Raw genomic sequence first — 19,433 nt, 5'->3', positions numbered from 1 at the left:
GGCCACCGAGGTGTCATGAACCAGCCCACCGCTGACCCGCCCCCCCTGTTGCACATGAGCCACGTCAGTAAAGCCTTCGCGGGCGTGCACGCCCTCAAGGACACGGAACTGCGTGTCGGCCCTGGCGAAGTCCACGCGCTGATCGGCCAGAACGGCGCGGGCAAATCCACGCTGCTGAAGGTGCTGACCGGCGTGTACCGGCGCGACGCCGGGCAGATCCAGTTTGCGGGCGAGGACGTGAATTTCACCTCTCCTCCCCAGGCGCAGCGCGCCGGCATCGCGACCATCTATCAGGAGGTGAACCTGGTGCGGCTGCAGACGGTCGCTGAGAACGTCATGCTGGGCCATGAGCCCAGACGGTTCGGCTTCATTGACCGCTCCGGCATGGAGCGGCGCGCCCGGGAGGTGCTGGGCGGCATGGGCCTGGAGCTCGACGTCAGGCGCCCGCTGGCGGAGTTCAGTCTGGCGGTCCAGCAGATGGTCGCCATCGCGCGCGCGCTGGCGCTGGACGCCCGGCTGGTCGTCATGGATGAGCCGACCAGCAGCCTGGATGATCAGGAGGTCGAGCGGCTCTTCGGGGTGATCCGGCAGCTGCAGGCGCGCGGGGTGGCCGTGATCTTCGTGTCGCACCGCCTCGACGAGCTGTACGCCGTGTGCAGCCACATCACCGTGATGCGCGACGGGCGCACCGTGCACCAGGGACCGCTCTCCGAGCTGAGCAAATTGCGGCTGGTCTCGGTCATGCTTGGCCGCGCGGAACAGGAGCTGATGCAGCAGGGCCAGACCGGCTTTCAGCGGACCGACGCGGACGGGACCGCCGGGCAGCCGCTTCTGGAGATCCAGGACCTGCGCCGCCCCCCGCACCTGCAGGGGGTGAGCCTGAGCGTCCGGGAAGGCGAGGTGATGGGTCTGGCCGGGCTGCTGGGCAGCGGGCGCAGCGAAACCGCGCGGGCCATCTTCGGCGCGGAGCCGGGGAGCGGCGAGGTGCGGTTGAACGGTCAGGCGGTGAGCTGGAAGTCCCCGCAGGACGCGATCAGAGACGGGCTCGCCTTCTGCGGCGAGGACCGGAAACATGACGGCATCATTCCCGAGTGGTCCGTGCGCGAGAACCTCACGCTGGCGCTGCTGCCACACCTGACGAAAGCCGGCGTGGTCAACCGCGCCGAACAACGCCGGGTGGTCGACACCTTCATCCGCCGGCTCAACGTCCGCTGCGCCGGACCGGACCAGCCGATCCGGGAACTGTCGGGCGGCAATCAGCAGAAGGTGCTGCTGGCCCGCTGGCTGTGCACCTCCCCGGAGTTACTGATCCTCGACGAACCCACCCGCGGCATCGACGTGGGCGCCAAGGCGGAAATTCAGTCGCTGATCAGCGAACTGGCCGCGGACGGCCTGGGTGTGCTGATGATCAGCAGCGACCTCGAGGAGCTGCTGGAAGGCTGCCACCGCGTCACGGTGCTGCGGGACGGCGAGTCGGTCCGCACCCTGGCGCAGGGGGAGCTGAGTGAGGAAGCGCTGCTCGGCGCCATGGCGCACGGCAGCGACACCGCCGCGCACCTCCCGGGCGACACCACCTATGGGAGCGTCTCGTGATGACCAATATTGCTGCGCCGCTGCGTCCGCGGGCGCCCTTCCCGCTGCACCGCCACGCCGCCCTGCTGGCGCTCCTGGCGCTGATCGTCTTCAATGTCGTGACCACTCCGCGGTTCCTGACGCTGGCGACCCTGAACATCAACCTCACCCAGACGGCCACCATCGTGATCGTGGGCATCGGCATGACCTTCGTGATCGCCACCCGCGGCATCGACCTGTCGGTCGGCTCGCTGATGGCGATCAGCGGTGCGATCGCCCCGCTGCTGTTCCTCAACCCCGCCCTGGCGCCCAGCATCGGGACCCCGCTGGCGTTCGTGCTGCCGGTGCTGGCCACCGGGCTGCTGGGCGCCTTCAACGGGCTGCTCGTGACGCGCTTCGCCGTGCAGCCGATCATCGCCACGCTGGTGCTGTTCATCGCCGGACGCGGCATCGCGCAGGTGATCAGTGGCGGCCAGCTGATCAATTTCACCCAGGCGAGCTTCACGGCGCTCGGAAGCGCCCGCGTGCTGGGCATCAGCGTCCAGGTGCTGATCATGCTGGTGCTGCTGGCTGCCGCGGTGTTCGTCCTGACGCGCACCCTGTTCGGCCGGTACGTCATCGCGGTCGGCGGCAACCCCGAAGCCGCGCGGCTCTCCGGCGTTCCAGTGGACCGCATCCGCATGCTGGTGTACGTCATCTCCGGCCTGCTGGCTGGCCTGGCGGGATTGATCGTGATCGCCATCAACACCAGCTCCGACAGCAACCTGGTCGGCCAGAACATGGAACTGGACGCCATCGCGGCCGTCGCGGTCGGCGGCACGGCGCTGAACGGCGGCCGCGTGACGATGGTCGGCACGCTGATCGGCGCGCTGTTCATCCAGCTGCTGCGCTACACCCTGCTCGTCAAGGGCGTGCCCGACGCCGCGGCCATCGTGATCAAGGCCGCCGTGATCATTGTGGCCGTCGCCCTGCAATACCGGAGGCGCTGAGATGACTGCCCTACCCACCCCGTCCGTCCGCCCGAATCCTCTTCACCTGTTCCGCGGCCAGGGCGCGCTGATCGCCCTGATCGCGCTTGTCGTCTTCGCCGCCGTGCGCTACGACGGCTTTTTCAGCCTGTACAACGCGGGCAGCTTCTTTCGGTACAACTCGATGTTCCTGCTGATCGGCATCGGCATGACCTTCGTGATCGTCACCGGCGGCATCGACCTGTCCGTGGGCAGCACCGCGGCCATGGGCAGCGTGCTTGCGGCGCTCGCCAGTCCACACGGCGCGGTCGCCGGGCTGCTGGCGGGCCTGCTGGGGGGCCTGGCGGTGGGCCTGGTCAACGGCCTGCTGATCACGCGGCTCCGGATCGAACCGTTCATCATCACCCTCGGCACCTTCCTGGGTGCCCGCGGTGTGGCGCAACTCGCGTCCAATCAGGCGGCCGTGTCGGTGGACAGCACCGGCCAGTTCGCTCAGCTGGGTCAGGGTGATGTGTTCGGTCTGCCGGTGCCGCTCGTGGTGCTGCTGCTGGCCCTGCTGGTCTGCGTGCCGCTGCTGCGGGCGACCCGCTTTGGACGCACGGCCCTGTCGGTGGGTGACAACGAGGACGCCGCCCGCCTGATGGGCCTGCAGGTCGACCGCACCAAGCTGGGCGTGTACGCCCTGTCCGGGCTGCTCGCCGGCCTCGCGGGCGTGATCCTCGCCGCCCAGTTCGGCGCGGGACAGCCCACCGAGGGGGTGGGGTGGGAACTCACCGCGATCGCCGGCGTGGTGGTGGGCGGGACCCTGCTGAGCGGGGGGCGCGGCTCGCTGCTCGGCACCCTGGTCGGCGTGACCCTGTTGGGCCTGGTGTTCAACGTGCTGAACTTCGAGAACGGCAAGGGCGTGATCAGCATCGACGTCTTCTGGCAGAACGTGATCCGGGGGGTGTTCCTGCTGGTGGTGGTGCTGCTGCAATCCCGCTCCGCACGCCGCACCCGGTGAGCCTCCTGCCGCAGACCGCCGGCGGGCCGGAGTACCCCACCCCCGGACGCTGACGCGGTGCGGGATGCCGCGGCACCCCCCATGCCGGCGGCGTGCTCCGGCCCGCCGCCTGACCCCGCCGTCCGCCATGCACGTGTCCACTGGAGCGAGACGAAGGGTGAGCAACCTCAGGGCGATGAGGAGCGCCGGCTCAACCGGTCGAGCGGCGAACCGGCAGATCAACAGGCCATCACTGCACGGTGCAGCGGGCACACCGGCCTGAGAAGGGAAGAGCGAGTGACTCAGGACAGCACACAGGACGCGGCGCCCGGCAGGTCCGGGCGACCCCACAGGACGTCCAGTCGCCCGGCCGCACCTGTCGCTGGAAACGACGCGGGCGCTGAGGTGACGGCCCAGCCGCTGGCGGAGGCGCCCCGCACGCCAGCGCCCACCCCCAGCCTGGGCCTCCGGACCCAGAACATGCCCACCTCTCCGTCACGGCGGCTCGGCATGCTGGTCTACGGCATGCATCAGTACGGTCCGGCGAACATCGTGCAGGCCGTCCAGCAGCGGGCACGGGCCAGGGGATACGAGGTGATCGTCTCGACCCAGAGTGAACTCGCCGTCCCCGACATCGTTCAGTCGATCCGGCAGCTCGGTCAGCTCGAGATCTGTGGGCTGATCCTGGTGATCCCGTTTCACACGGCGGAGCTGGTGCAGCACCTCGACATGACCTTCCCGGTGGTCCTGGTCAACGCGACCACCGACGTCCCGGCCACCACCGTGAGCATTGACCATCAGGAAGGCAGCGCGGCCGCGACCCGGCACCTGATCGACCTGGGGCACCGGCGCATTCTGCATATCGGTGGTCCCTCGCTGTGGATCGACGCGGAGCTGCGGCATCAGGGGTACCTGCAGGCGCTGCAGCAGTGCGGGCTGGAGGCGCTGCCGCTGTACCGCGGCGACTGGACCTCGGCTGGGGGCTTCAATGCCGCTCAATGCGCCATGCAGGCGGGCGAACTGTTCACCGCGGTCCTGGCCGGCAACGATCAGATGGCGCTCGGGGTGCTGCAGGCCCTGCGGCAGCAGGGGCGACGGGTGCCGCAGGAGGTCTCGGTGGTGGGGTTCGACAGCACGCCCGAGTCCGCCTTTTACGAGCCAGCGCTGACCAGTGTGCTGCAGGATTTCGATCTGGTCGGCAAGAAGTGCCTGGATGAGTTGCTCAGGCACATTGCCCAGCGGGACCTGTCAAGAACACCCCGGCACTTTGTCCTTGAGCCCATCCTGATCGTGCGGTCCAGCAGCGGCAGAACCGCCCCGCAGCTGTTCCCGGGTGAAGCGTCCCGGTCAGACTGACCGGCTGGGACCGGCTGGGACCGGCCCACGGGCCCCTGGAGCGGGCGACGCTGCCGATGAACGCGGCATGACGATCGCCGAGCGGTCCCGCTCCGGTTCGCCTCATCGCGGCGGTCCGGTCCCTCCTCCGCGCGTGTCCAGTTGACGTTTGCAGGAGGGCAGCGGCACGCGGCGGCTCCAGCCCTCACGGCGCCACTGCACTTCGCCGCACCATACTGAAGTCATCCACTCGGTTTTTATGGATTGAGCGAGCATTCAGAGAGCGCTACGTCTGGGGCGAAAAGGTATCAAATGGAAGTGTTTTCACAACCAGGGTGTGGTGGACAAGCCACCAGACCTGAACCACGAAAGGGTGAGCACCGATGCCACAGACGTCCAGAAGAAGCTCCAACGTAGGCATTCTTGCCGGCAGCATGCTCGGCCTCGTCACCCTGGCGCTGGCGGTGCCGCCCCCGCAGGGGGGACAGAGCGGTACCAGTCAGGCGGGGAGCCCGTCCTACACCAGCGCCCAGAGCACGTCCGGGCAGCAGGTCTACACCGCGCACTGCCAGAGTTGTCACGGTGGAGCGCTGCAGGGTGGGGCCGGCCCTGCCCTGGCCGGCACCAGTTTCACCAACAAGTGGGCCACCGGCAGCCACACCCTGCAGGACCTCTATGACGTGATTGCCCACCAGATGCCGCTCACGGCGCCGGGCAGCCTCAGCCAGAAGCAGTACCAGGACGTGACGGCGTTCGTCCTGTCCAAGAACGGGTACACGGCCGGGAAAGCGCCGCTGACGCCGCAGACCCTCAAGGTCAAGCTCACCGCGCCCAAGGCCGCGGGACAGGCCAGTGGCAATGGCGCCGGCGCGTCGAGCCCGGCCGTGCCGGTTCCGGCGAATCTGCCGCAGGTGGTGAAGAGCGGCGGCACCGCGAGCGGCACCGCACCGACCGACCAGGAACTGCTGAACCCACAGGACGGGGACTGGCTGGCCTACAACCGCGATTTCCGCGGCCAGCGCTTCTCGCCGCTGAAGAGCATCACCGCAGACAATGCCGCGCAGCTGCAGGTGAAGTGCGTGTTCCAGCTGGGTGAGGTCGGCAGCTTCCAGACCGGGCCGGTGGTGTACCAGGGCCTGATGTACATCACCTCGGTGCACAACACCTACGCGCTGAAAGCCAACACCTGCACCAAGGTGTGGGAATCCGATTACACCCCCAAGGGGCCGGAGCCGCAGCCGGCCAACCGCGGCGTGGCCCTGTACAACGGCATGGTGTTCCGCGGCACCACCGACGGCCATCTGCTGGCGCTGGACGCCAAGACCGGCAAGGTGCTGTGGGACACCTGGGTGGCCGACAGCAACAAAGGCTACTTCCTGTCGGCCGCGCCCATCGCCGCGGACGGGAAGGTCTACATCGGTGAGGCGGGCGCCGACTGGGGCGCCAACGGCCACATCTACGCCTTCGACGCCAAGTCCGGCAAGAAGGTCTGGGAATTCGGCGTGATTCCCACCGGCAAGCAGCCGGGCGCCGAGACGTGGCAGAAGGGAGCCGAGCACGGCGGCGGCTCCATCTGGACCACCCTGACGCTCGACCCAGCCAACAAGCAGCTGTACGTGTCGGTCGGCAACCCCGCTCCCGACTTCAACGGCGGCCTGCGCCCGGGCGATAACCTCTACACCGACTCGGTGGTGGTGCTCGACACCAACAGCGGCAAGCTCAACTGGTACGCGCAGCAGGTGGCGCACGACACCCACGACTGGGACACGGCGGCGGCGCCGCTGGTGTATGACGTGAACGGCGGCAAGTACATGGCGGTGGCCAACAAGGGCGGCTGGCTGTACATCTACGACCGCGCGACGCACAAGCTGGTGAGCCGGCAGGAGACCACCACCCACCTGAACGCCGAGAAGCCGGTGAGCCTCACCGGGCGCCGCGACTGCCCCGGCATTCTGGGCGGTGTGGAGTGGAACGGTCCGGCCCTGGACACCATCAACAACGCGCTGTACGTGAACAGTGTGGACTGGTGCGCCACCTACAAGATCGGTGAGACGCGCTACGTGGACGGCAGCCTGTACTTCGGCGGTGACGCGTCGTTCGACCCGGTCAAGGACGCGCGTGGTTGGACCCGCGCCTACAACGCCGCCACCGGCGCGCCAATGTGGCAGGTCAAGCAGGCCACCCCGATGATCGCGGGGGTGACGCCCACCGCCGGCGGCGTGATCTTCACCGGCGACCAGAACGGCGACTTCATGGCGATGGACGCCAAGGATGGCCGCAAGCTCTACACCTTCCGCACCGGCGGAGCCATCGGCGGCGGCGTGGTGACCTACGCGGTGGACGGCCAGCAGTACGTGGCCACCACCTCCGGCAACGCCTCGCGGAGCATCTGGAGCACCACCGGCTCGGCCACCATCTTCGTGTTCACGGTGCCCGGCAACGGAGGGAAGTAACGTGAAGCGACGCTCCCTGGCCCGGTGCGCGGGTGCCGCGCTGCTCTTCAGCTCCGGCGCGCTGGCCCTGATTTCGGCGCCGACCGCGGCGCAGCTGAGCCAGGCCGCCACCGAAGGCACCCAGCTGGCCAGTCAGCGAGAGGCGGGGTACCCGCTGCGCGCCTACACCCTGTACGCGGTGCAGGACACCCTGAAGCTGGAAGCCAAGAACGGGGCGGTGGACGCGGTGACCATCACCACGCCCTACGAACGCACCCGCTACCAGGCGTTCATCAGCGTGCTGGGCGAAGATCCGATCACACCGGCAGTGGCGCGCCAGCGTGCGGGCCTGGAGAACGGGCAGATCGGCATCATGGTGTTCGCCCACGGCGCCACGCCGTCCGACCAGAAGTTTCTGGCGGGATTCACGCCCGCCAGCCTCAAGCTGGGCAGCCAGACACTTAAGCCGGTCCGGACCGAGCGGTCCGGCGTCTCGGTGTCCCAGTATCCGAAAACCGTAGGGGAGATCGGCGTCCGGTTCGTGGGCACCGTCACCTACGTCTTCCAGGTGCCGTCCGGCCTGACGGCCGGGCGCGGCACCGTGTCGTTGAGCGACGCCACCGGCAAGTCGTACGTGGTGCCGGTGGACCTCACCCACTACCGCTGAAGCCCGGCCCGTTGAAGGGAGGAGCTGCCAATCGGCGGCCCCTCCCTTCAACGTTCTCCGACCGGCGGCCTTGAGGGGCCGCCGGTCGCAACGCTGTCCGTTCCAGGTCATGCGACTTTCGCCCCGGAGGGTCCGCACGGACTGGCCCAGCGGCCTTGCTCGGCAAGTGATGAACAGACCCGCTGAAGCCGGTGGGCCCGAGGGGGACGGTGGATCGTCTGCATGGCTTCTTCGGAAGGTGAAGACGCGCTGGCTCTGCGCTCTCAGCCAGCGGCAGTCGATCAAGATCATCCGTTCAGCTCGGTCACTCCGCCGGTCAGCACGGGCGCACGTCCGGTGCGGGCCGCACACCGTTCATGGGATTCGGCGGACCACCACTGCGCTTGACCCTGAACCATCGTCCGGCAGAAGCGGATGCCTGGATCGTGCAAGTGTGTCTCCAGCCTGCCCCGAACACCCACCGTACGAGTGCTGGGCTCCGGTTGCCCCGTGGTTGGGTTCATGTCAGCGTCGTCGGCAACTTCCGTTTCTCCGACGCGGGTGCCGTTCCTTTATGACGTGATGGCTCCGGCAGGGAAACGGCTCCGGGCTCCGCCGCCCGGACCGGTTCGTCCTTCACTCACGGGTGATCACCGGCGCGCAGGTGGGTGGAGGCCCGGCGGTTGTTGTGTTCGAGCTTCTCCACGTACATCCGCTCATCCGCCAGGCCCATCAGTTTCCACAGGTCCTGACCTTCACTCGGATACAAGGCACACCCGAAGCTTCCCGTGAGGCCGCCGTCCCTGGTTTCGACGCTGGTCAGGGCCAGCCGCAACTGGTCGATCCAGCGCGTCGCCTCCGCCTCAGTCTCCACCGGCACCACCGCCAGGAATTCGTCCCCACCCAGCCGGAAGATCTGACTGCCGGCCGGAGCGCGGGAGCGCAGCGCCTGAGCCACCTGCCGGAGCGCCTCATCACCTGCCACGTGCCCGTGGCGGTCGTTGATGCCCTTGAGGTTGTCGAGGTCGATGAACACCAGGGCGCATGGACCCGCAGTCAGCAGCGGCTGCTGGAGGCTGGCGCGGTTCAGCAGCCCGGTGAGGCTATCATGGGTGGCATTCCATTCCAGCCGCTGCTGCTCCACGATGCGGTCGCTGCAGTCGTTCTGAACCGCCAGGAAGTACGCGAGCTGGCCCTGCACGAACAGGGGCGTGAGGTGCATCTCGAACCACAGTTTCTGACCGGACCGGCTGTAGTTCAGGATCAGCTGATGGACCGGCCGTCCGGCAGCGATCGCCTCCCGCAGGGCCCGCTTGTCCTCCAGGTCCGTCTCCGGCCCCTGGAGGAAGCGGGGAGTGCGCCCCAGCACCTCCGCCGGTTCGTAGCCGGTGACGCGGCTGAACGCCGGGTTGACATACACCAGCCGCTGCTCGGCGTCCGTGATCAGGACACTGACCTCCGCCTCGTGCAGCGCCCGCGCCCGGACGTGCTCCTCCAGGACGTGCGTCTGGCGCGCCTGTTCCTGCGGGCGCCGGGGCGGGTCACCCTCCGGCTGCGGGTGGGTCATCAGTTCAACGAACAGCCGGGTGAGGTCCGGGTCGAACTGCCGGCCGGCCTGCGCCGACAGTTCCGCCAGCGCGTCCTGAGCGGCCCAGGCCGGTTTGTACGGGCGCTCGCTGATCAGCGCGTCGTACACGTCAGCCAGCGCGAAGATCCGGGCCAGCAGCGGAATCTGATTGCCGACGAGACCCGCCGGGTACCCGCTGCCGTCCCACCGCTCATGGTGGCTGTGGATCACCTCCAGCACCTCCGCGGCCAGAAAGCCCAGGGCGGCCGAGAAGCGTGCGCCTGCAACCACGTGCTCCTGCATCTCCAGGCGTTCATCAGGGGTCAGGCGGCCAGGCTTCAGCAGAATGTGGTCCGGCACCGTGATCTTCCCGATGTCGTGCAGGTACGCGCCCAGGCGCAGGGTGTCGCAGTCGTCCCGCTGCAGACCCGTGGCCTGGGCGAGGCGCAGGGCGAGTGCGGTGACCCGGTCGGTGTGCCCTTTGGTTTCCTGATCCCGGGCTTCCAGGGCCAGACCCAGCGCCCGTACGGCCGCCTCCCGCGCTGCCAGGACCTCGTGTTCGGCCAGCTTCTGATCGTGGATGTCGGTGCACGCCCCCGTCCAGACCACGTCGTGGTCCGGCTGAGGCGCGCGGACGCCGTGCGTGAGGTGCCAGCGGTACAGGCCGTCGGAGCGCCTCAGGCGGTACTCGGCGCGGTAGGGCCGGCCGGTCTGGACCGCCTCGGTCCAGCGCGTCACCGTCGCCGCCACGTCGTCCGGATGCAGGGCAGACTCAAACCCGAATCCGGGCGTGTGGCCGTCAAGGCCGGTGTACGCCGACCAGCGTGGATTGACGTGGGTCCAGACCCCATCGGCCCGTGCGGTCCACAGCATGACCGGCAGGGTTTCCAGCAGGTCGAGCGCCTTCACCTCAGGGTCTGCCGTCGGTCAGCGAGAGGCGGCGGGAGCTCATACGCCACTGTAGGCTGGGGAAGACACACCATTTCGGATCCTCAACGCATCACCAACGTCCTGTGCTCCACGACCTCCGGGTGTGGTGACGCCCTGTGCGCCCGCTCCCCGTGTCCGGAAGCTCGCCGTGCCACCACCGCTCGGGGCCACACGCTGCGCCCGTGCGGTGGGCGGTGGCGACGCGCCTGTGCAGACCACCGGGCGGTGATACCCTCAGAAGATCCTGCATGCGCCGCTTCCTGATCTTCCTGATGGCCGTCCTGGTGGTGGGCAGTGCCGGCTGGCGCTTGAGCCACCGCTCCTCTGCGCCAGGGGTTCCTCCCTCTGTGCTTGCCGCTGCACAGGCGCGGTACCGTGCGGGGCAGTTCGCTCAAGCTGAGGCCCTCGCAAGCGCGCAGCTGGCGTCGAACACGGCGGCCAGGCAGCCGGGTGACCCGGATCTGCTGGTGCTGCGTGGCCTGGCGCGCGTTCAACTGGGCGACCTGAGCCACGCTGCTGCTGACCTGATTGAAGCCACGCGGCTCAGTCCGAACAATGCGGACGCCTGGTACGGCCTGGCGCTTGCCCGGCGCGCCCAGGGGCGGCTCCCGGAGGGGGCGGCCGCCGTCGCACAGGCCCTGAAGCTCGATCCCTCCCGGCAGGAGTTCCGGCAGCTGGCCGTCACCCTGCCGGAGCACTTCGGCGCCCGCACCCACAAGCCCCGGCCTGCCGGTCTGGTGATGCCGTTCATTGCCCAGCAGGGCCACCTGCGTTTCCAGAATGGCCGGCCCATCGATGTTCGGGGCGTGAACATGGGGGTGGCCCTGCCCGGAAAGTTCCCAGCGGAATTTCCCCGCGGGGCGATCTGGGACACCTGGATGACGCAACTCGGCGCCCTGCACGCCAACGTGCTGCGCGTGTACACCATCCTGCCCCCGGACTTCTACCAGGCCCTGCTGCGCTACAACCTGGCCCACCCGCGCTCACCGCTCTACGTCATCCACGGGGTGTGGACCGAACTGCCGGCAAACAACGACTTCCGGGGGCGGTTCCAGGATGACTTCCGCGCCGAGATGGGCCGCGTGCTGGGCGTGCTGCATGGCGACGTGGACCTGCCGGCCCGCCCGGGCCACGCGTCCGGCCGGTACGACGCAGATGTCAGCCGCTACCTGCTGGCCTTCATCATCGGGCGGGAATGGGAGCCGGACAGCGTCGACGCGTTCAACCGTCTGGCCCGGAACGACACGGCCGCTGCTGGACCGTACGTCCAGGCCCACGGAGCCAGCCCGATGGAGGCCTGGCTGGCCCGCTCGATGGACTGGCTCGTGAGCGAGCAGATGCGCCGCTACCATCAGCTCACCCCGGTGGCGTTCACGAATTGGCCCACCCTGGATCCGCTGCGGCATCCGAGTGAGGCCAGCCCTCAGGAAGAAGCCGCCCTGCGCGCGGCGCGGGGAGAACCGAAGGGCGACCCGGTGCGGAAAGCGTTCGGTGAGGACGTGGTGGCGCTCGATCCGGTCCATGTGGTGGCCACCGCGAAGAATCCGGCCGGCACCTTTGCGTCGTACCACGCCTACCCGTACTACCCGGACTTCATGAACCATGATGCTGCCTACCGGACGGCACCCGGGGGCAACTATGCCGGCTACCTGAGGGCGCTGCGCGCCCACCACGGGCCCATGCCGGTCCTGATCAGTGAGTACGGCGTCCCAAGTTCGCGCAGCATTGCCCATTACCAGATGCAGGGTCAGCATCACGGTGGCCACAGCGAGGACGAGCAGGCCCGCATGGATGTGGACCTCGACCGCACCATCCGCCGGAGTGGCCTCGCGGGCGGCATCGTGTTCGCGTGGCTGGACGAATGGTTCAAGCGCAACTGGATGTACCTGGACCTGGAGCGCCCGGCGGACAGCAAGCCGCGCTGGCTGAACAGCATGGACGCCGAGGAGCATTATGGCCTGCTCGCCACCGACCCGGCGGGCGAACCGACCCTGTGCAGCGCGGCCAGCGCCACCCTGCCGCTGGTGAACGGCACAGACGGCCTGCACGCCGAGGCGACGCCGGCCGCGTTGCATCTGGCCTGGAGGACGCAGGGCACACACAGTGAGGTGCGGCTCGACGTGCATCCGGCACCGGGAGACGAGTTCCACGTGGTGCTGGACGGTACCTCCGGGCAGGTGCTCGTCAACAGCGGCTACCGTCCGTTCAAGCCGCGGCCGGTGGGCCGGCAGACGTATTACCTCTACGACCCGCACGCCCAACCCGTGCCGGGCGCCCCCTTCGTTCCGTACATCACGCTGCCGAACATTCGCCGGATTGGCCGGGATGGCGCCGTGTATCCCGCGCAGACGGATGAGCCGGGCCGGCTGCGTGGCGGGGGAAGGGAAGATCCCCGCAGCCACAACCTGACGCAGGACTTCTGCACCGTTGGGGGCTGGACGCACCTGCGGCTTCCCTGGACGCTGCTGAACGTCACCGACCCCTCCGACCACCGGGTCCAGGATGGCCGCCCCGCCGCTGGCCCCCGGGATCAGACGGTGCGCATTTCCGGCATCGGCGTGCAGCTGCGCAGCGGTACGCTCAACACGCGCGGCACCGTCACCTGGAATGACTGGCAGTTGCCAGCCTACACGCTCCGCGAGAAGCCGCTGTACCGTGCCCTGCAACTGGCCTGGGCGAACAGCGGATCCTGACAGCTTGGGAGACTGCGCTCTGGCTGACCCTCGTGACATCGCCTCCTTCGGATGCGCCACTTCATCCAAACGAGAGAACGCTATCTGAGGTGAGGATGTCCAGGACTGCGAAGTTGTCCGACGTCGCACACCATGCTGGGGTTTCGGTTCCCACGGTGAGCCGGGTGCTCCGGGGCGTGCCGAACATCGCCCCCGAACTCAAGGCCAGAGTGCAGCACTCGGTCACCACCCTGGGGTACCGGCCCAACCGCCTTGCCAAGAGCCTCCGCGAACAACGCACCAACATCATCGGGTACCTGTCCGCCGGAACCGTCGCCACATTCCAGAACATTCTCGCCCAGGGCATCCAGGACGCTGCCCTCGAACAGGGCTACGCCGTCATCACCGGACGTGGCAGCTCCGTCGAGCGCGAAATCATGGACGCCCAGGTCTTCGAGGGCTCCCGGGTGGACGGGCTGATCGTCGTGCCCTCGTCCGACACCGATCCCGACCTGGAAAGTCTCTCAACGTCCCTCCCGGTCATCGAGGTGGACCGCACCATCGGCTCGTTCAGCCGTCACGCGGTGCTGCTCGACAACCGGGGGGCCATCGCCCAGGCCGTCGATCACCTCGTGCAGCTTGGACACCGCGACCTCGGCCTCAAGGACGGGTACGGTGGCGCTGGTCGTCCGTGCCGCCACCTGAACGCCCCGGCAGGGAGAGGAGGGCGCTGCCGGTCTGCGGCGCGGACGTGATCGGGAGGGACCGCTTCACGCGGCGTGCCGAGCCCAACGATGAGCGATCTTCAGGTCGCCTTCGCGGCCGTGCTCGCGGTTGACCTCGGGCCACGACGCTGCGCGGGGTTGACCGATCAGCCGCCGCAGCGCGCCGGTTGAACCGGACATGGACCTCCACTGAGCGTTCACGGGGGCGCTCGTGGAGTGGGGGCCGCCGCGCCTTCGCGGCGATTCGGGTGCCGCCCGGTGGAGGTGAGCCAGCCTGGATCGGTGCGGGGCGGGTTCACCCTGGCCGAGCGTGGGTGTGCCGGCCTGGACCCTGTCGCCCATGCCTCTGGGGCCGGGAGCGGTGCTGCAGCTGCACGGTTCCCGGTGGAGACCTCACCATTGAGGACGGCCCCCAATCCAGGCGTGGAGCACCGCAAGACCCCTCCCTGCTGCTCAGGCCACCGCGGTGCCTGAACGCCGGGGCACACGCTCCCCTTACCGGCCCAGCACCACCCGCCAGCCGCGTTTCGCCAGGAGCACGCGGGCGCGGCGGGTGGCTTCGTGGTAGGCGGCGCCCAGCCGCGCCGGGTCGCGCAGAAGGAGCTGGGCGCTCAGGACGGCGTCCGGGACGCCTTCCAGCCCCGTCGGTGTGGGGGGGTCGCTCCGCGCTTCGCCACTGAAGATCCGGGCCAGCCCCTCGGCCAGCCAGCGGGCGAGGCCGGCGGGCTGGGCGGTATGGAACGCCTCGTGGCGGACCGTCACGCTCAGCAGGCCCCGCGCACCCAGGGCCGACAGCCGCTGGGTGTGGATCACGCGGCCCCGCGTGCTGGCCGCGATGCCCGCCGGCTCCCCGGTGCGGGCGGCAAACGTGGCCGCGCTGCTGGCCGCCTCGATACGGACGGCGGCGGGCACGCTCAGTCCGATGGCCCGCAGATCCCGGACGGCTCCCTGCCACGCGAGAAACACGGCGCTGAGCTCGGCGCGGTCACGCGTGTCGGTGTACGCGACGCTCAGGTGGCCGCGCCGAACCTCAGCGGCCGTCCCCGCCGACGGGAACGCACCCGCCAGCAGCACGAGCAGCGCCCAGCGTCTCACCTCACTGGCCCCGGTCGCGCACCGTCAGGGTCGCCGCCGCGCCGTACCCCTGCACGTCGGGGTCGTACATCAGGAACGCGCGGGTGGGCAGCGCCGTGAAGGTGCCGGGCGTCTGCGCCCGCAGGACGTAGGTCATGGTCTGCAGGCCTTCCAGAACATCGGCATACAGGTCGACGCGGTCGTCGAGCAGATCGCGGCCCGCGTACCAGGACGTCCAGCTCTCCGCGTCGTACGTGTCGGGGTCCGGCAGGCCGGCAATCGCCAGGCTGCGCTCGTCCAGCGCCTTCATGCCCGCCGGCACCGGGTCCGACACCAGCAGGTAGCGGGCGCTGTGGTGGTCCGGCTGGACCGTCAGCGTGACCAGCACCAGGTCGCCGCTCGTGACGGCCTGCAGCTGCCCGGCGTGCAGCAGCGGGGTGCGGCGGTAGGTGTAGCGGGTCTGGGCCGCGTCCCAGACCGGATCGAGCCGCTCATAGCGGCGGGTCAGCCGCAGACCATGCGACGCATCGGAGCGCAGCTGGGCGGGTTCGCGGGCATAGTGGAGCTGCGCCGCGGCCGTCAGGCCCGCCGGCGCGCCGCTGAGCGTCAGGGTGTGCGGGCCCGCTGTCAGCAGGGCGGGGGGCACATCGAGCGCCGAAGCACGGGTGCCGGTGACCGTCACGCGGCCGATCGTCCGCCCGTCGAGCGACGCAGTGACGGGCCGGGACGCGGCCGAATTCTCGGGCTTCAGGGCGAGCGCGGCGATGATGACGCTGCTGGTGTCCTGCGTGCTCACCCATTGCGGGCCGCGCCGGGTGGACAGCAGCCACTGCGACACGCCGGGAATCAGCGGGCTGCGGGGATCGAGCGTGGCGATGGCCTCCAGGGCCGCCGCCGTGACCTGAATGTTGTTGTCGTCCCAGAAGTCGTCCCAGGCACCGGCGCCCTGAGCATCCGGCGTGTCCCAGTGGACGAGTGCGCCGCCCTGCGCCGAGGTGCGCCTGGCCTTCAGGCGGTCGAGCAGGTCGCGGGCCAGCTGCGCCTGTCCGGCGGCGTGCAGCGCCAGCGCCGTTTCCGCCAGCGCGTAGGGTTCCAGGTCGCGTCGCCGGGCGAAGGCCTGCAGGTGCGTCACGGTGACGCGCCCCGCCACGGCCAGGGCGCGGTAGGCGCGGGCGCGGTCCGCCGATCGCTCCCGGGGGTCTGCGGTTCGGGCCTTCAGGTAGGTCAGCGCCTGATCGAGCATGGCGTTGTCGACCTTCACGCCCAGCGCCTTCGCGCGCAGCAACCCTTGAGTCACGTACGCGCTCATCTCCAGCGTGCTGTCGTCCCACTGCCAGAAGTTCCAGCCGCCATCGTCGTGCTGGAACAGCGCGAGACGCGCGAGCCCCGCCTCGGTGATGGCGGGCAGGTCCTTCACCACACTGGCGGGAAGCTGCGCCGCGCCCAGGTTCTCCCGGGCCAGCAGCGCGGGCAGGAAGCGGCTCATGGTCTGCTCGGTGCAGCCGTACGGGTACCCGACCAGGTACTCCAGCGCGGGCGACACCGCCGACAGCAGCGAGGGCGTCAGGGTCAGCTGCAGGCGGAGGGTCTGGGGGGTGGCGTCGGCCGGCACCGTGACGGTCAGCGGCGCGCTGCCGCTGCCCACCGCTGACCGGGTCACGTCGTACCCGCGCGCCTTGACCGGGAGCGGCAGGGTCAGCGCGTCGTTGCCTGAACTGGTCCGGGCGGTGAACGTGACGGACGCTGTGCCGACGGTACTGGCCTGAACCTGGACGTCGCTGCGGGCCCGGCCGTTCGCCTGGAGGCTCAGGGCGGCGCCGGCCGACGTCAGCGCCGCGCCACTCCGGCCGCGGAGGCCGGTGAGCTGCATTTTCGCGGTGCCGCGCGCGGCGGTGTTCAGGGTGGTGTTGACCAGCCCCGAGAGCGTCACCGTGTCGCCGCGCACCAGGAAGGGCGGGAGGCTCAGGCGGGCGACCACGTTCCTGGTGCTCACGGTGCTGGCGCTGCCCTGACCGAAGCGGGCCGCCTGGGTCTGGGCGCGGGCCGTGGCCACCCAGGTCGTCAGGTTGTCGGGGAACTTCACCGTGACGTCGGCGTGCCCGTGGGCGTCGGTCAGCAGGTTGGGGATCCACAGCATGGTGTCCTTGAAGTCCTGGCGGGGCGTGACCGGCGCCTCCGGCGCGGCGGGGGCAGCGCGGTCCTCCGCCTTGCTCTGGGCGAACGCGGCCGACGACATCGGCGCGGCGGGCCGGGCCGCCAGCGTGCCGGGTGAGAAGTAGAAGTTCAGGCTGGAGTCGGTGCCCACCACGTTGTCGCGCTCGGCGTTGAAAACCTGAAGCATCGTCGGGGCGGTGTCGCGCTGCACCAGGTAGATTGCCTGATCGACGATCCCCAGCGCGACCTCGGCCGGCACCCCCTGCCCGGCGGCGTTGCGGACCGTCACGCGAAACCGGCCCTCCTCACCGGGGGCGACGCGGGGCTTCGGCGGCGTGACGCTCACGCTCAGCTCGGCGCCCGGCCGGGGCACCTTCACCCGGGACTCGTGGCTGTAGAACTGGCCGTTCCCGAGCGAAGCGGCGGCGACGGAGATGTTCGGCGCCATGTCGGCGGTCACGGGGAAGCTGTAGGTCAACACGGCGCCCGTGCCGCGCCGCACCACGCTGCGGCGCAGGCGGTCGCCTTCCAGCGTCACCAGCACGGCCGCCCCGGGGTTTGGGTTTCCGATCAGGACGGTGGCGGTGTCGCCCGGCGCGTACCGCTTCTTGTTGAGCTGCACCGTCAGGTCGGTGCTGTTCCAGCCCCAGTCCTCGCCGGGGTTCAGGACCCACACGAAACGCTCGGAGGTGCTGACGCGTCCCTTCGCGTCCTTGACCGTGGCCCGGATCAGGAAGCCGCCGCCCCTGGACGTGCGCACCGTGGTGTTCAGCACGCCGGTGGCGTTGGTCCTGACCTGCGCCCGGCTCAGGCGCGTTTCGCTCAGCTTCCAATCCTTGCCGGACGGCTCCCAGGTCTGGCGCACCAGGTCCAGCGTGACGGCCGCCGGGCGCGGGACGCCGTCCAGGTCGCGGGTCTGCAGCGCCACCCGGATGGGCGTGCCGGCGGTGTAGATGTACCGGTCGGTGCTGGCCTCGGCGTTCAGTGCGGCCGGGAAGGCGATCACGCGCGTCTGGGCGCTGACGGTGCGGCGCGACTCGTCCTCGACCTCCGCCTCGATGCGGTAGCTGACCGGACGGCCCGAGGCGTCGCGCTCCAGCGGCAGCATCAGGTCGAGTTCGCCGTGGGCATCCAGCCGCGTTTCCTCCTGAATCACCAGGTCCGAGCCGTAGTCCAGACCGCCCAGCTGCTGATCCGGCGGCAGCGACTCGGCGTCGAAGTCAGGCGGGTAGTACGGCGCGCGGGTCACGTTGTAATTGACCCGCGCGCCACCGACCGCGCCGCCGAACAGATAGCGGGCCGAGAGGTGCACGCGCACCCGCTCGCCCTGCACCGCCCGGGCCGCGCTGGGCACCAGCGTGACGGCGTATTCCGGCTTCTGGTACGCCTGCACCTCGAACGTTCCGCCGATGTCGCTCTGCCCCTCACCCTCGGCGCCGGCGGGTTGCACGCGGAAGCGGTACTCGCCCAGCTTGGCCCCCTGGGGCAGATCCAGCCCCGCTGAGAGTGACCCGGAGGCGGTGGTGGTCAGGGTGCGGCGAAACACCTCGTCGTCGAACGGTGACAGCACGGTCACGCGCACCGAGCGGCCCGCCAGCGGCGCGAGGCTGCCGGCCGTTCGCAGCACCGCCTTGAACTCGACATGCTGGCCAGCGCGGTAGACCGGACGATCGGTGTACACGTAGCCCTTCACCAGCGGCGCCGCGTAGCTGTTCCAGCTGGCGCCGGACACCGCCCAGTCGTTGCCGTAACGGGCCAGGTACACCTCGTCGCTGCCGGCCAGGCCCTTGAACGTGGCGAGGCCGTCCTGGTCGGCCACCGTGCTGCCGCCGCCCAGCGCCCACACCCGCGCCGCGCGCGTCTGCCCGGTGGTCTGGTCGGCCGTGTACGTCAGGGCCCGCTGCTGGTCGCGCTTGACCACCAGGCCCAGGCGCGTGACCAGCAGCACCGTGCTCGCGCCGCCACTCCGGAGCACGTACACGCCGCTGGGGAGCTTCCCCAGGTGCAGGGTGTGGCCCATGCCGCGGGTCAGGCGCAGCGTCTGGAGCGTGCGCGTCGGCGCGCCCCGGGGCACCTGTGGGCTGTGCGGGTCGGTGGTGGCGGTGAACATGCCGGCCGGGTCCTGCACCCGCGCCACGGTGAAGCGGGTGTTGAGCGGCGCTTCGACGTCCACGTCGATGGCCTGCCCGGTCCGGAACATGCCGCCGTACATCGAAATCCGGCTCTGGGCGGGCGCCAGACCGATGAACAGCAGGCCCGCCAGAAGAATGCTTCGTTCCCACAGTCGCCGCTTGGGGTGTTGACGCACAGGGTCTCCTTGGAGTGGTGTGCGTTCACTGTAAAGCCTGAAGGCCCGGGTACGCAGCGCGGTGGGGG

The 19,433-nt window shown here is 69.7% G+C and carries 12 protein-coding genes; 8 read left to right on the top strand and 4 right to left on the bottom strand.

All coding sequences use genetic code 11. From position 1 onward, the window contains the following. The first annotated feature begins 15 nt into the window (after window positions 1–15). The 6 genes from ABOD76_RS02220 to ABOD76_RS02195 all read left to right on the top strand — a co-directional run bounded on the left by ABOD76_RS02220 (window position 16) and on the right by ABOD76_RS02195 (window position 7,956). The gene (locus ABOD76_RS02220) at window positions 16–1,593 is read left to right on the top strand and encodes a sugar ABC transporter ATP-binding protein (protein ID WP_350241706.1); all 1,578 of its coding nucleotides are present in this window, start codon (window positions 16–18) and stop codon (window positions 1,591–1,593) included. After that, complete coding sequence (locus ABOD76_RS02215; protein ID WP_350241704.1) at window positions 1,593–2,561, top strand: ABC transporter permease; 969 nt, start codon at window positions 1,593–1,595, stop codon at window positions 2,559–2,561. Before ABOD76_RS02220 ends, ABOD76_RS02215 begins: the two co-directional genes overlap by 1 nt. Window position 2,562: 1 nt before the next feature. Continuing rightward, window positions 2,563–3,543, top strand: coding sequence for an ABC transporter permease (locus tag ABOD76_RS02210; protein WP_350241702.1), 981 nt, complete (start codon window positions 2,563–2,565; stop codon window positions 3,541–3,543). Between the two features lie 384 nt (window positions 3,544–3,927). Next, window positions 3,928–4,878 (top strand): substrate-binding domain-containing protein, encoded by a 951-nt coding sequence (locus ABOD76_RS02205; protein ID WP_350241700.1) that lies wholly within the window; start codon window positions 3,928–3,930, stop codon window positions 4,876–4,878. Window positions 4,879–5,291: 413 nt separating this feature from the next. Next, a complete protein-coding gene (locus ABOD76_RS02200) occupies window positions 5,292–7,310 on the top strand; it encodes a PQQ-binding-like beta-propeller repeat protein (protein WP_350241698.1) in 2,019 nt (672 codons plus the stop codon). 1 nt (window position 7,311) lies between these two features. Then, entirely contained in the window at window positions 7,312–7,956 is a 645-nt protein-coding gene (locus ABOD76_RS02195) for a hypothetical protein (RefSeq protein ID WP_350241696.1), read from the top strand. Window positions 7,957–8,575: 619 nt separating this feature from the next. On the opposite strand, the gene ABOD76_RS02190 is transcribed toward ABOD76_RS02195, so the two are convergent. Continuing rightward, window positions 8,576–10,411 carry an HD domain-containing phosphohydrolase gene (locus tag ABOD76_RS02190; RefSeq protein WP_350241694.1) on the bottom strand — a complete coding sequence of 612 codons (1,836 nt, stop codon included), beginning with the start codon at window positions 10,409–10,411 and terminating at the stop codon, window positions 8,576–8,578. A 269-nt stretch (window positions 10,412–10,680) separates the two neighbouring features. Between ABOD76_RS02190 and ABOD76_RS02185 the strand changes: the two genes are divergently transcribed. Next, a complete protein-coding gene (locus tag ABOD76_RS02185; RefSeq protein ID WP_350241692.1) occupies window positions 10,681–13,125 on the top strand; it encodes a tetratricopeptide repeat protein in 2,445 nt (814 codons plus the stop codon). A gap of 95 nt (window positions 13,126–13,220) precedes the next feature. Continuing rightward, window positions 13,221–13,859 carry a LacI family DNA-binding transcriptional regulator gene (locus tag ABOD76_RS02180; RefSeq protein ID WP_350241690.1) on the top strand — a complete coding sequence of 213 codons (639 nt, stop codon included), beginning with the start codon at window positions 13,221–13,223 and terminating at the stop codon, window positions 13,857–13,859. A gap of 15 nt (window positions 13,860–13,874) precedes the next feature. Here the strand turns inward: ABOD76_RS02180 and ABOD76_RS02175 are convergent, their stop codons facing one another. From ABOD76_RS02175 to ABOD76_RS02165, 3 genes are all read right to left on the bottom strand, one after another. Further along, window positions 13,875–14,009 carry a hypothetical protein gene (locus ABOD76_RS02175; protein ID WP_350241688.1) on the bottom strand — a complete coding sequence of 45 codons (135 nt, stop codon included), beginning with the start codon at window positions 14,007–14,009 and terminating at the stop codon, window positions 13,875–13,877. Between the two features lie 315 nt (window positions 14,010–14,324). Further along, window positions 14,325–14,924 carry a hypothetical protein gene (locus ABOD76_RS02170; RefSeq protein WP_350241686.1) on the bottom strand — a complete coding sequence of 200 codons (600 nt, stop codon included), beginning with the start codon at window positions 14,922–14,924 and terminating at the stop codon, window positions 14,325–14,327. Between the two features lies 1 nt (window position 14,925). Further along, window positions 14,926–19,365, bottom strand: a complete 4,440-nt coding sequence (locus ABOD76_RS02165) for an alpha-2-macroglobulin family protein (RefSeq protein ID WP_350241684.1) — start codon at window positions 19,363–19,365, stop codon at window positions 14,926–14,928. Window positions 19,366–19,433: the final 68 nt, after the last annotated feature.

The organism is Deinococcus sonorensis KR-87 (assembly GCF_040256395.1).
Taxonomy (GTDB): Bacteria; Deinococcota; Deinococci; order Deinococcales; family Deinococcaceae; genus Deinococcus; species Deinococcus sonorensis.
Note: the sequence above shows the minus strand (reverse complement) of the source record. Positions and strands in the feature narration are given on the sequence as shown.